Source organism: Aureibaculum koreense, assembly GCF_034296135.1.
Classification (GTDB): Bacteria; Bacteroidota; Bacteroidia; order Flavobacteriales; family Flavobacteriaceae; genus Aureibaculum.
Window position 1 is genome coordinate 1 of sequence record NZ_JAXKVV010000009.1, and the last position, 13,298, is coordinate 13,298.

Genomic DNA, 13,298 nt, shown 5'->3' on the forward strand with positions numbered 1-13,298 from the left:
GCTACAAGATAAAATTACTGAGATGGTAAACCAACTAACTCCTGAACTTATAAAATCTATCACCAGTTATCAATTATACACTAAAACATTTTTTGAGTATTTTTAAATCAGAAATGGTATAAGCTCATAGAAAATGCTCCTAATTTCATAATACATGTTTTAAATGTTTAAATATAAAGATTTTTACAAAAACCTGTTGCAAATTCACAATACTTCTTATTGAAGTAGCGGTGGTCTTATTCTTTTTTAAATTTATAAAATCAGGTATAAGAAAAAAATATCATAATTGTAAATTATAAAAATAAAACATAGTCTAAAATAATATAGACACTCAACTTATCTTAAAATTAATTAGATTTGTCTTTTAAACATATTTACAACCCACCATTTAAAGATTACAACATGATAAAAAGAATTGGATTTCTAATATTAATACTCTTATTAATTACTAATTGCAAAGAAAAAATTAAATGTGAATCAAGCTCAGATATTGTTGTTTACCCAACTGACTCTTTGATTAACACACTTAAATATCCAAAAAATTTGGTTATAACAGGCTTTTCTGGCCCCGAGGTTAATCCTAGTCCAGCTTGTATGGCAGTTGCACCCAACGGAGATGTGTTTGTTGGTGTTGATATGATCGGGTCGCTGGGAAAAGACATGGGTAAAGGTTTTATCAAGAAGTTGATAGACTGTAATCATGATGGCATAATGGATTCTTATACTCAATTTGCCCAATTAGATAATCCGCGTGGAATATTAGCTATTGGGGATCAAGTGTTCGTTTTACATACAACATTTTCTAGTGAAACTAAAAAAGCAGAAAACATGGATCTGGTCGTTTTTGACGATTTGGATAAAGATGGTGTTGCCGACGGACCTGCAAAAGTTTTGATAAAAAATATAAGCAATCCAAAATATTTACGTGAAAGAGGAACAGATCATGCCACAAATGGAATTCAAATGGGTATCGATGGTTGGATTTATATTGCTGTAGGTGATTTTGGTTTTTATAACGCAACGGATGCTAGTGGTAAGCAGCTAACCATGTTAGGCGGTGGCATTGTAAGGGTGAGACCTGATGGTACAGAAATGGAAGTCTATACACATGGATTACGAAATATATACGACGTAGCGATAGATCCATTTATGAATATCTTTACAAGAGGAAATACCAACGATGGTGGTGGATGGAACATTAGGTTCATCCACCAAATACAATCTGGTGAATATGGTTACCCAATGTTGTTTAAGCATTTTACTGAAGAAATTATTCCTGCCCTCGTAGATGTTGGCGGTGGTTCAGGTACAGGTGCATTGTATATGAATGATGACAGATGGCCCTCTGATTATAATAATGTACCAATGATGGCAGATTGGGGAAGAAGTCAACTGTATATTCATAGAGTTGAAAAAGATGGTCCTAGTTTTACCCAAAAGGATGAGCAATTTATCCAAATGCCACAAATAACCGATGTCGACGTTGATGCCGCTGGAGCAATGTATTTATCCGCTTGGGATGGTGCCGGGTATTCAGGAAACCCAGACAAAGGCTATGTTGTACGCGTTACACCCAAAGATTTTACTTATAATCCATTTTTAGATGTACAGGAAGCTTCTATAAATGAATTGGTAGATGCTTTAAAATCTGGTAGTGCAAAAGCCAGATTAAGTGCACAATATGAATTATTAAAACGTCCAAAATCAAAAACAGCCTCTAAAGTATTGCAATTAACAAAAGATAAAAATCAATCTTTAGAAGTTCGTACTGCAGCAGTTTTCACTTATGCTCAAATTGCTGGAGAAGAAGGGATTAAAAATTTGGCCGAACTTACAAACGATGGTGCTTTAAAAGAATTTGCTTTACGAGCAATGGCAGATCGTAAGTCTTATGTTGAAAAAGCACCTATCAACGCCTTTATTGAAGGTTTAAAATCATCATCTGATCGTGTAAAAGCAGCTTCAATTATTGGTTTAGGAAGATTAGGTGATCCAAAAGCAACTACAGAATTATTAAAAATTGAGGTACCCAATTCTTTTGTGGCACCTAAAATTAATACCGAAGGACCACATGCCACCCCAAATTCAGAAATCATATTACCGCACTTAGCGGTCAAAGCCTTGGTAAACTTAAATGCCGTTGATGAATGTATAGCCGCCCTTCAAAAAGAACAGAATGAAATAGCCCTTTGGGCGATGCGTTATATACATGATGCTAAGGTAGTTGAAGGCCTAATAAGTGCTTATGAAAATTCGGACAGTGAAGAATTCAAAGATAAAATATTAAACAACTTGGCCAGAATATACCATAAAGAACAACCTTATGACGCCTCTTGGTGGTGGAGTACAAGGCCAGACACACATGGTCCCTATTATAAAACTTTAGATTGGGAACAATCGCCAGTAATACGTTCATTTTTAATGGACAAGTTTAAAGAGAGCGGTAATAACAAAGCAAAAGATACTTTTTTCGCTGAGCTAAACAGTAAATATAGATTGGGCATAGATGCGTTTGGTGAGATTAAAAAAGAAGAACCTAAAGAAGATATGCCTGTTGTCGATTTCGAAAAAATAAAGAATAAAAAGGGACAAATAGGAGAAACTTCTATTGAAGATGTCATGTTAGCATTAGGCAAAATAAAAGGAAATTCTGAAAAAGGAAAAGCCTTGTTTACAAGTCAAGGTTGCATCGCATGCCATAGCATTACCAAAGATGAAGTTATGAAAGGGCCGTTTATGGGCCAAATAGGATCCATAATGAATAAGGAACAGATAGCAGAATCTATATTAAAGCCAAATGCCTCTATATCACAAGGATTTTCGACGGTACAAATTAAAACCAAAAGTGGCAAAACCTATGTAGGGTTTATCACAGAAGAATCTGCTGATAATTTAACTATTAGAGATATTGTTGGTACAGCCACACAATTAAAGAAAACGGATATAGAAACTAGAAAAGAATTAGAAACCTCAATGATGCCTGCTGGTTTGGTAAATTCCTTAAGTTTTGAAGAAATGGCTTCATTGGTTCAATTTTTAAAGGAGCAGAAGTAATCTGATTCTATAAAAATTCAGTATATATTGAGGTCTTATCAAAGGGAAATGCCACTTGATAAGACCTTATTAATATAACTATTCGTCTAGTTTTGGCAATTCAAAACTATTCAAAACGCTTGTTTCTTTCATTAATTTTTCTATCTCTTCTGCTTTCCGTGGTGCAGCCGCCGATAAATTCACAGGACCATTTTCAGTAACCAAAATATCATCTTCAATTCTAACTGCAATTCCCCACCATTTTTTATCGCACGGACTATTTTCTGGAATATAAATTCCGGGCTCAACAGTAAGTACCATATTCACTTTAAATTCTCCTTGACTGCCGGCATCATGTACATCCAACCCAATGTGGTGTGATGATCCATGAGGATAGTAGTTATGCTGTTCATCAATTGACTTTATAATCCCTAATTTAAACAAGCCTTCATTCACAATTTTACGAGTAGCAGCGTGAGATTCTGCGAATGTACTTCCTAATTTTACCAATGCTATACCCGCTTCTTGTGCATCATAAACAATATCATAAATAGCCCGTTGCTCTGGCGAAAATTTTCCGTTGGCAGGTATTGTTCTTGTTACATCCGCCGTATAACCATGGTATTCAGCACCTAAATCCATCAAAACCAAATCATTTCCAACTTTGGTTTTATTATTCTCAATATAATGTAAAATACAACCATTATGTCCACCACCAACAATAGAAGGGTAACCTTCATACTCTGCACCATATTTCTTATAAACAAATTCATGTACTCCTTGAATTTCCGCTTCTGACATGTTTGGGTGCATCGCTTTCATAATTTCACGTTGTCCCATAGCGGAAATTTCAATTGCTTTTTTAAGTAATTTCATTTCCTCTGGAAGTTTGGTTTCACGTAAAGAACCCATAAGGTGCCCCAAAGTACTGATGTCAATATTAGTCTTTGCTGGAGCTTCTAATTTTAAACTTATCTTTTGCTTAAACTCTTTTCTGAGCTCGTTGTTTTCGGCAGTCTGATATCCTTTTAATAGCTCATCTTCTTTAAGTTCTGGGTAAAAATCCATGTACCTCCCTAAATTCTGGGCAACATTGGCACTATTTTCTATTTCTGTAGCTTTTATCATTTGATATATTCTGTCTTTTGCCGGATTTGGCAATAAACTTTTATCATAATTTGCTTTACCTTTAAATTGTTGCACTAAATCGTATAAATCTGCATTATTTCTTCCAGAATCCCTATAATCATCATGAAAATCGAAAATTAATACTTTATCAAATTTTTTAAAGTCGTAAGACGCAGTACTAAATTCACTACCATTATAAACCATTTTAAATCCCAATTTTTCTTTAGTGCCCTCTACCCCTAATCTCTTACCCGTCCATTGTTCTGCCCTTGGATCTTTTTCTTGCACATAAATTACTTCATTGTAGGTATTAGAACCATCTGATTGGTTTTCAGAAAAAATCAACAGAACGGCATGTGGTTCTTTATAACCGGTTAAATAATAAAAATTTGGATCTTGATGATAAATATATTCAACATCATTAGCCCTGTTCCTAACAGGGTTTGCGAAAAATACAGCCACGCTGTTCGGAGGCATTTTTTGTCGGAGTGCTTCTCTCCTCTCTTTATGGAATTCTTTTGATAAGTAATCCTTTGGTAAATAGTCGTTTTGACTAAAACTAAATTGGGCAAAAAATAAGAAAATTATACAAGTAACTATTGATTTCATTATTAATGGTTTTTTGGTTACGTTCCAAAAATACAATTATATTCCTATCAATTAAAGTCTTAAATATTAATTATTTGTAAAAATTTAATATGGAAATCTAAAAAATTAATAAAAAGCACAACAAATTTAAAAACTTAACTCGTTATTAAAACAATATCCATTACATTTGAACCGTGCAAATAAAAAGATTACATAAAGATTCAACTTCCAGCATAGAAATTATTATTTTTAATGCACATACTACCACTATTACCCTTTGGGGTTAATCAATTATTTATTTTCCGTTTTGGACTATTTTTAAATAGCACTAAGTATTTTTTCAAAATTCAATAATTATCTCATCATGAAAGTTTTAAAATTTGGAGGAACATCGGTAGGTTCTTCAAAAAATATCAAAAAAATAATTGAAATTGTAGCTTCTAATCAAGAAGAAAAACAATTAATAGTGGTTTCGGCTTTTGCAAAAGTCACTAATTTGTTATTGGAAGCGGCACAACTGGCATCTATAAAAAAATCTGCATATACTTCTGTTATCGAAGAAATTAGAACAATTCATGTTCAAATAATTTCTGAGTTATTTACAGAAAAAGATAAAAATGAGTCGTTAAAATTTGTAAATCAGAAATTAGATGATCTTAGTGAAGTACTTCAAAGTATTTCTTTAATTAGCGAACTATCCGCCAAAAGTGAAGCCAATATTGTAAGCTATGGTGAAATACTGTCTTCTTTTGTAATCACTAAAGCGTTGCAAAAAAATAATTTTAAGGCGGTTAGAAAAGACACTAGAGAACTTATTTTAACGAATACCAATTACACAAGTGCTTCCGTAAATTTTGAAATTTCTAACAAGCAAATCCAGGCTTTTTTTAAATCCAATAAAAATAACGTTACCGTTTTACCAGGATTTATAGCAGCTGCCGAAAATGGTGATACTACCGTGTTGGGCAGGGGCGGTTCCGATTATACCGCATCAATTATTGCTGCTGCAATCCATGCAGATATTTTAGAAATTTGGACAGATGTTAGCGGCATGTTTACTGCCAATCCGTCTTTGGTGCAACAGGCCATGCCAATTGAGCAAATTTCATACGAAGAAGCTATGGAGTTGTCGCATTTTGGTGCAAAAGTTATTTATCCACCAACAATACATCCTGTTTTACAAAAAGAAATCCCGATCCGAATTAAAAATACCTTAAAACCTAAGGAAAAAGGTACTTTAATTACTAAAGTAAGCAAAGACAAAAAGAATCCCGTCAAGGGAATCAGTCATATAGACAATGTTACGTTAATAACTCTTGAGGGTTCAGGAATGGTCGGAATTCCTGGATTTTCAAAACGATTATTTGAAACCTTAGCTGCAGAAAAAATTAATGTAAAGTTAATAACCCAAGCCTCTTCAGAACATTCTATTTGTATTGGAATTGATGATAGTAATGCCAATCTTGCAAAAATTGCTATTGATAACACCTTTGAATTTGAAATTTTAAAGAATAAAATCAAGCCTTTACAAGTAGAAAAAAACCTTTCTATTATTGCTATTGTAGGTGATCAGATGAAAAGCCATCAAGGTATAAGTGGTAAGATGTTTGGCACATTGGGAAAAAACAATGTAAATATTAGAGCTATTGCCCAAGGTGCTTCCGAAAAGAATATTTCTGCCGTAATTGCCGCTAAAGATGTTAAAAAAGGGATTAACAGTTTACATGAAAGTTTCTTTAAAAATAATAATAAGCAACTGAATTTATTTATTACAGGCGTTGGCAATGTGGGTGCGAAATTGATTGAACAAATAGCCCAACAGTATAAATTCTTATTGGATAACCTAAATATTAATATTCGTATTGTTGGCTTGTCCAATTCCAGAAAAATGATTTTTGATGATGAAGGTTTGAATTTAGCCAATTGGCAAAAAGGATTGGAAAATGGGGAAAAAGCATCTTTAAATGGATTTTTAAATCGAGTTAAGGAATTAAACTTAAGAAATAGTGTTTTTGTGGATATTACGGCTAATGAAAAAGTTGCAGATATTTACACCGAATATTTAAAAAACAGTACTGCCGTGGTGGCCTGTAATAAAATTGCCAGTTCCGCCAGTTTTAAAAAATATAAAGAACTCAAAGAGCTGTCGCGTGAATACGATGTCCCTTATTTGTTTGAAACTAACGTAGGTGCAGGTTTGCCAATTATTGATACGTTGAATAACTTAATAGCGTCGGGTGATCAAATTCATAAAATCCAAGCCGTTTTGTCAGGAAGTTTAAATTTTATATTTAATAATTTCAATGCAAAAACCGAATTTTATGATGTGGTTAAGCAAGCACAAGAAGAAGGTTATACTGAACCAGACCCTAGAATAGATTTAAGCGGTGTTGACGTTGCCAGAAAAATACTAATTTTGGCAAGGGAAAGTGGTATAAAAATGAACTTAGAGGATATTGAAAATAATTCGTTTTTAACAGAAAATAACCACAATGCCGACAGTGTAGGTGATTTTTATAATTCGCTTAAAAAAGATGCTCCTCATTTTAAACAAATTTTAAAATCTGCCAACAACAACAATTGTCAATTAAAGTATGTAGCCGAACTAATTGACGGAAAAGCTAAAGTGGGATTGAAAGAAATTCCCGTTGGACATCCATTTTATAATTTGGAAGGTAAGGACAACATTGTGATGTTCTATACCAAAAGATATCCGGAACAACCCATGATAATTAAGGGTGCCGGTGCCGGTGCTGATGTTACGGCCTCAGGACTTTTTGCAGATATTATTAAAATAGCAAACAATTAATATGGAGACTATCAAAATTTTTGCTCCTGCAACGGTCGCTAATGTCTCTTGTGGGTTTGATGCTTTAGGCTTAGCGATTAACGCGGTTGGTGACGAGATGATTTTTACAAAAACAGAAGCAAAAGGAGTAACCATTAGCAAAATTGAAGGAGCGGATTTAACTTTTGATAGTCATAAAAATGCTGCTGGGGTTGTTGCTTGGACAATTTTGAAAAGGGTTCAACCTGATTTTGGCGTTGACATACAACTTTTTAAAAAAGTAAAACCTGGTAGTGGATTGGGCAGTAGTGCTTCCAGTTCCGCCGGTGCGGCTTTTGGCGTTAACGAATTATTGGGCAAGCCATTTTCAAATCTTGAATTGACGGAATTTGCCCGTTTAGGTGAACAAGCAGCTTGCGGGTCACCTATTGCAGATAATGTTGCCGCAGCAATTTATGGCGGATTTATACTTGTAAAGAGTTACGAACCTTTGGAAATTGTAAAATTACCTGTTCCAAAAGAGTTGTGGGTTACGGTTATCCATCCTCAAATAGAAATAAAAACCGAGGATGCCCGAAATGTATTACAGCCCACAGTTACAGTAGCCAATGCCGTAAAACAAAGTGCCAACCTAGCTGGATTAATTAGTGGTTTATACACTGATAATTATCAATTGATTGGTAGGTCTTTAGAAGATGTAATTGCTGAACCGTACCGCAAAAAATTAATTCCACATTTTGATAAAGTAAAAGAGGATGGATTGAAAGCAGGTGCCTTAGGGGCAGGAATTTCAGGCTCTGGCCCTACACTATTTGCTTTATGTCAAGGTGAAAAAATTGCCGAAAAAGTTGCTGAAACCATGAAAAGCATTTATAAACCAACCGATATTGATTTTAATATTCATGTTTCCAAAATCAATTTGGAGGGTTGTAAAGTAATTTCGGATATTTAATAGACTACGATAACCAATCTTTAAAGTCCCTTACCCGTTCTCTACTCACTATTATATCTTGATGCTTATAAGAATTCAATTTAATTTGAAGACGTGAGTTTGTGTAAGAGATAATATCTTTTATTGCATTAATGTTTACATAAAACTTACGGCTAGTCCTAAAAAAAGTTTGTGGCTCTAATTCATTTTCCAACTGTTCTAAGGTTAAATCGATTAAATAGTCCCTACCATCGATAGTGTGAATATAAGTGCCCTTGTTTTCACTATAAAAACATTCAATATTATCAATGGTTACCATTTTTAAATGTTGGCCAACCTTAATGGTAAAACGCTTTTTATATTCACGTTCAAGAGGATTTACCAATAACTTTTTTATATCATCAAAATCAATTGAAACCTTTTGTTTTGCGGGAAACCTGTCTTTAAACTTTGATACCGCTTTTTCTAAATCTTCCGTATCAATTGGTTTTAACAAATAATCGATACTATTTAATTTAAAAGCCTGTAACGCATATTCGTCATAAGCGGTTGTAAAAATTATAGCACTTTTTATTTCAATTGTCTCAAATATTTCAAAAGACAAACCATCAGACAATTGTATATCTAAAAAGATTAAATCTGGATGTGTGTTTTCTTGAAACCATGTTAGCGATTCTTCAACAGAATGTAACATGGCATTGGCTGAAAATCCAATTTTATGTAACATCCTATCCAACCTTCTTGCAGCTGGTTTTTCGTCTTCAATTATTATTATATTCATTCTAAGGTTACTTTTTTGCCCGCTTTCCAAACTGTTTTTATTTTGCTAATATCATCAATATTTTCTAAGGGATTTCCATCAATTAAAATCATATCTGCTACATAATCTTTTTTGATCATGCCTTTATTTCCCAAGTTAAATCTCTTAATGGGTGAGGAAGTTGCTCCTTTTAGCACATCAATGTTTGGAATTCCAGCTTCAACTAATAATTTTAGTTCTTTATATAAATCCGTACCATAATTTATTTGCAAATTCGGTGGATCTGTTCCTGCTAAAATAGGAACTCCCATATCATATAACCTTTTAACCTCAGCCTTTAGTTCATCCTCCGATATTCTTTTGACATCTGGGCTTTGTTCTTTTAGCATTTTGTGAAATTTTAACGTGGTCAATACCGTTGGGATTACAAAAAAATCTTTTTCCTCAGTTAATTCCTCTAATTTTTCTTTAGACATAACCTTGTCATCCCAAATATGTACCAAACCGTCAGCATTATTGCTGAGTACATTGTAAGCATCTTGAGCTTTTGAAACATGAACTACAGCTATTTTTTTATTTTTATGGGTTTCATCGATAATAGCTTTCACAGTTTCAATATCCAAAGTGGTTTTCCAAGGTTCAACAATAATTTTGATATAATCTGCTCCGCCATTAATCCTGTCAGAAACAAATCTTTCTGCTTCTTTAGGCGATGATAATGTAGGTACCGGAAAACCATATTGTGTTCCATGGCCGTCAGGTGCCGTTGCGGCATAACCTGCAATATAATAATTGGCGTAATTGGTGGAATCTTTTAAAGCAACCATCGTTTTTTGATAAGGCTCAACACCGTGCATATCAAAAAGGTTTAACACACCCGCTTTTGCCGCTTCTTGCAAAGAAGCTGATGCCCAAGCATGTACGTGTGCATTGGTCATTGCAGGTATTAAGGTTTTTCCTGAACCATCTATTGTTGTATGATTACCTTTAATTTCAGAATTAATTTCAGCAATTAAACCATCCTCAACTAGAACCGATGTTTTTTCAATTGTTTTTTCTCCATCAAAAACACGAACATCCTTGATTATAAAAGAGTCTTGAGCATTAAGAAAAATTGAATATGCTACAAATAGTAAAGTGAATAAGTTTTTCATTTTTTAAGTTTTTTGAATTGTTTTTCTTCTTCTTCCATAATTTTTTTGATTTTTCGTTCTTCCCAGTCTTTACCTAAAATTAATGGGTATCCAAAAACATTGAATGCGTGAAAAACAATACCTATACCCCAAAAAATCCACACGGAAAAAGTACCGAAATCCCAAAAGGCTTCGCTCCAGGTTTCACCGTTATAATAATTTCTAATTACTTTATTTGCGGTTATAAATGTATTAACAATCAGATAGATAGCTAAGTGCCAATAAAATCCTTTTAACTCATCAACCCGCTTTTTAGCTAGCCTATATTTTTTATTGTTTTTATATGATTCTTCCATAATGTTTTTATTAAAATTGATCTCTTTCCAATAATTCTTTAATCTTCCTTTCTTCCCAATTTTTAAAAAACGACAATTTATAACGATGGAGATATAAAAACTGTACTAAAAGTGCAACGCCCCAAATAACTGGAACTAAGGCAATATTTATCTTTAACCAGTTTAAAAAACCCTTCTCAATATCTGGTGTTTGTTCAATAACAAATGTAATGAGTTGATTTTTAAAAATCAGCCACGCAATTAAAAAAATAGCATAAACTACTAGGTGTTGATAGAACTCTTTTAATGCTGTTACGTGCTTTAATGCTCTTTCGTATTTACTGATATTTTTTTGTTTTTTCATTTTTTATAAATTATATAATCTAAAATGAATGTCTTAAATCTCATATCTAAATTTACTCCCAATGTTGTCTTTTTTCAAACCCTTTGGCATCCTTATCCATATATTCTTTTATTTTACGCTGCTCCCAATCACTCCCGAAAAAAGGATTCCATTCAAAGGCTTTAAGAGCGTGAAAAAAGACTCCAATACCCCAGCCAAATGCTGCCCATAAAAACCATGGGTGATCCCATCTATCAATATAGTAATTCAGTCCAGCTAAAAAGCCTATAAATATTACATACGAAAGTAAATTATTGTAGAACTTTTTAATTCTTTCAACGCGTTCTTTTGCTTTTAAATATTTGTTTTCTTTATCAAAATTTTCCATGATGTTTAAATTTAACTATTCCCTTTATTTTCTATTTTCTATATTCTATGTTCTATATTCTTTACTTTATTTCCCAAAGTCCAATATCTAAAATCTCAAGTCTCACATCCAACTCAATCTTTCTCCATAAATTCCCTAATCTTACGCTCTTCCCAATCCTTACCTAGTAGCGGATTGTAACCATAAGCCTCCATACCGTGCATAATTAGTCCAAAGCCCCAGCCCAATACCGGGAAAATAATCCATGGGAAGCTGGTGGTTCTATAATTTAGATACGCCAAAAAAGGAATGACAATGATGTAACTAATTAAATTGGCATAAAACCCTTTCATTTTTTCTACCTTTTCCTTTGCCTTTAAATATCTTTTATCTTCTATATAATTTTCTTGTGTTTGCATAACTGAAATCTGTTTTGTCAGCATGGGTAGTTTTACGATAAAAGACCCTACTGTTTTGTTAATATCTACTTTACGATCTGTTACCAATTGGTAACGTTGTTGAATGTTAGAAAGCCCTACTCCACTACTCTTTTTTAATACTTCTTTGGTTTGTAAATTATTTTCCACCACTAAGTGTCCGTTTTCTTCGTAGATTTTTATAGTAAGTGGATTTTTACTATTTACCACATTGTGTTTTACCGCATTTTCCAACAATAATTGTAATGCCAATGGAACCACCTTCGCTTCCGGATTACTTGCTTTGTCTGGAATACTGAAAACAATACTATCTTCAAAACGCATTTTCAATAAGCTGACATAGGTTTTGGCAAATTGCAATTCCTCGTCAACACTAATTAGTTCTTTATTTTTTTGTTCTAATACATAGCGGTATACTTTTGACAATGCCGTGGTAAAATCTTGTGCCGCATCAGGATTTTCATCAATTAAACTGGTCAAAACATTTAAACTATTGAATAAAAAATGAGGATCTAATTGATTTTTTAAGGCATCAAACTGTGCCGATGCCGTACCCGCAATTATTTTTTGTTCGGTAACTTTTTCCTTTTGCGATTTTTGATAAAAATATACCGCGTGGAAAAATATACTTATAACTAAAGTGATAATTATCGAGGTAAAATAAAACGTACCATTGTTTAACTCTTGCGTATAGAATTCGTTGAACCCCTCACCTTCAATTGCCATTTCTTGAAACATTCTGATAAAAACAATTGACACCATGGTCAACAGCACACTGCCAATACTACCGATTAACATTCTGTATTTACCGTACTTTTTCCATTCAATATTATCTAAATAGTCAAAGAAATAGGAGTTTACAAAAGTCAGTACGATGGAATACATTTGGTAATACCCAAAAGCGATCAATAAATTTTTATCAAAATTGATAGTTTGGCCAGAAAGCATTTGGTAAACCATGAAGACAGTCATTAGCAAAACACCTATGATAAAACCAACTCCAATTGTTTTTTTTATTTTAGACATTCTTAATCGTTGTAATTAATTGTGATCGATGTATCAGATTTTTCCAAATTAAATTTAGCATCTTTAAACTTTGGTGGTCCCAAATTTGCTTTTGCATTATTACTACAAGCATTGGGTTCGTTAGGTATTCCAACCCAATTCGTATCTAGCTTGCCGTTATCGTTTTCATCATGAAAAGAGGAAACTGCATATATACCTTTGGGTAATTCGGTAAATACTACCCTAGCTTTACCGTTTTTAATTTCAACAATCTCTCCTTTAAACGGTGTTTTAAGAAAATCATCTTCGTGATTGTAAACCGCTACAAACAATTTGCCTTTGTCAGATGCCAACCCTTCAAAAGTTACGGTCAAATCTGTTGTTGATTGCGACCATGAAACCAGTGAGCTACATACAAATACCATAAATATTAATCTTCTTAACATAGTT

General features: G+C 33.3%; 11 protein-coding genes. 3 read left to right on the top strand and 8 right to left on the bottom strand.

Annotation, left to right across the window (positions count from 1 at the left end):
• Positions 1 to 402 precede the first annotated feature (402 nt).
• Positions 403 to 3,054: a DUF7133 domain-containing protein gene (locus UMM65_RS09675; RefSeq protein WP_321976307.1), complete on the top strand. Its 2,652-nt coding sequence runs from the start codon at positions 403 to 405 to the stop codon at positions 3,052 to 3,054.
• A 78-nt stretch (positions 3,055 to 3,132) separates the two neighbouring features.
• Here the strand turns inward: UMM65_RS09675 and UMM65_RS09680 are convergent, their stop codons facing one another.
• The gene (locus UMM65_RS09680) at positions 3,133 to 4,770 is read right to left on the bottom strand and encodes an aminopeptidase P N-terminal domain-containing protein (RefSeq protein WP_321976308.1); all 1,638 of its coding nucleotides are present in this window, start codon (positions 4,768 to 4,770) and stop codon (positions 3,133 to 3,135) included.
• 343 nt (positions 4,771 to 5,113) lie between these two features.
• Between UMM65_RS09680 and thrA the strand changes: the two genes are divergently transcribed.
• Together thrA and UMM65_RS09690 are read left to right on the top strand one after the other, a co-directional pair.
• On the top strand, positions 5,114 to 7,558 hold the full coding sequence (gene thrA, locus UMM65_RS09685; RefSeq protein WP_321976309.1) for a bifunctional aspartate kinase/homoserine dehydrogenase I: 2,445 nt from the start codon (positions 5,114 to 5,116) through the stop codon (positions 7,556 to 7,558).
• 1 nt (position 7,559) lies between these two features.
• A complete protein-coding gene (locus UMM65_RS09690; RefSeq protein ID WP_321976310.1) occupies positions 7,560 to 8,489 on the top strand; it encodes a homoserine kinase in 930 nt (309 codons plus the stop codon).
• 4 nt (positions 8,490 to 8,493) lie between these two features.
• Here the strand turns inward: UMM65_RS09690 and UMM65_RS09695 are convergent, their stop codons facing one another.
• From UMM65_RS09695 to UMM65_RS09725, 7 genes are all read right to left on the bottom strand, one after another.
• Complete coding sequence (locus tag UMM65_RS09695; protein ID WP_321976311.1) at positions 8,494 to 9,249, bottom strand: LytR/AlgR family response regulator transcription factor; 756 nt, start codon at positions 9,247 to 9,249, stop codon at positions 8,494 to 8,496.
• Positions 9,246 to 10,382 carry an amidohydrolase family protein gene (locus UMM65_RS09700; protein ID WP_321976312.1) on the bottom strand — a complete coding sequence of 379 codons (1,137 nt, stop codon included), beginning with the start codon at positions 10,380 to 10,382 and terminating at the stop codon, positions 9,246 to 9,248. Before UMM65_RS09700 ends, UMM65_RS09695 begins: the two co-directional genes overlap by 4 nt.
• Complete coding sequence (locus tag UMM65_RS09705) at positions 10,379 to 10,717, bottom strand: 2TM domain-containing protein (RefSeq protein ID WP_321976313.1); 339 nt, start codon at positions 10,715 to 10,717, stop codon at positions 10,379 to 10,381. Before UMM65_RS09705 ends, UMM65_RS09700 begins: the two co-directional genes overlap by 4 nt.
• A gap of 10 nt (positions 10,718 to 10,727) precedes the next feature.
• On the bottom strand, positions 10,728 to 11,060 hold the full coding sequence (locus tag UMM65_RS09710; RefSeq protein ID WP_321976314.1) for a 2TM domain-containing protein: 333 nt from the start codon (positions 11,058 to 11,060) through the stop codon (positions 10,728 to 10,730).
• A 52-nt stretch (positions 11,061 to 11,112) separates the two neighbouring features.
• Positions 11,113 to 11,427 carry a 2TM domain-containing protein gene (locus tag UMM65_RS09715; RefSeq protein WP_321976315.1) on the bottom strand — a complete coding sequence of 105 codons (315 nt, stop codon included), beginning with the start codon at positions 11,425 to 11,427 and terminating at the stop codon, positions 11,113 to 11,115.
• Positions 11,428 to 11,540: 113 nt separating this feature from the next.
• Positions 11,541 to 12,869: a 2TM domain-containing protein gene (locus UMM65_RS09720; RefSeq protein WP_321976316.1), complete on the bottom strand. Its 1,329-nt coding sequence runs from the start codon at positions 12,867 to 12,869 to the stop codon at positions 11,541 to 11,543.
• Positions 12,870 to 12,871: 2 nt separating this feature from the next.
• On the bottom strand, positions 12,872 to 13,294 hold the full coding sequence (locus UMM65_RS09725) for a DUF2141 domain-containing protein (protein ID WP_321976317.1): 423 nt from the start codon (positions 13,292 to 13,294) through the stop codon (positions 12,872 to 12,874).
• Positions 13,295 to 13,298 lie beyond the last annotated feature (4 nt).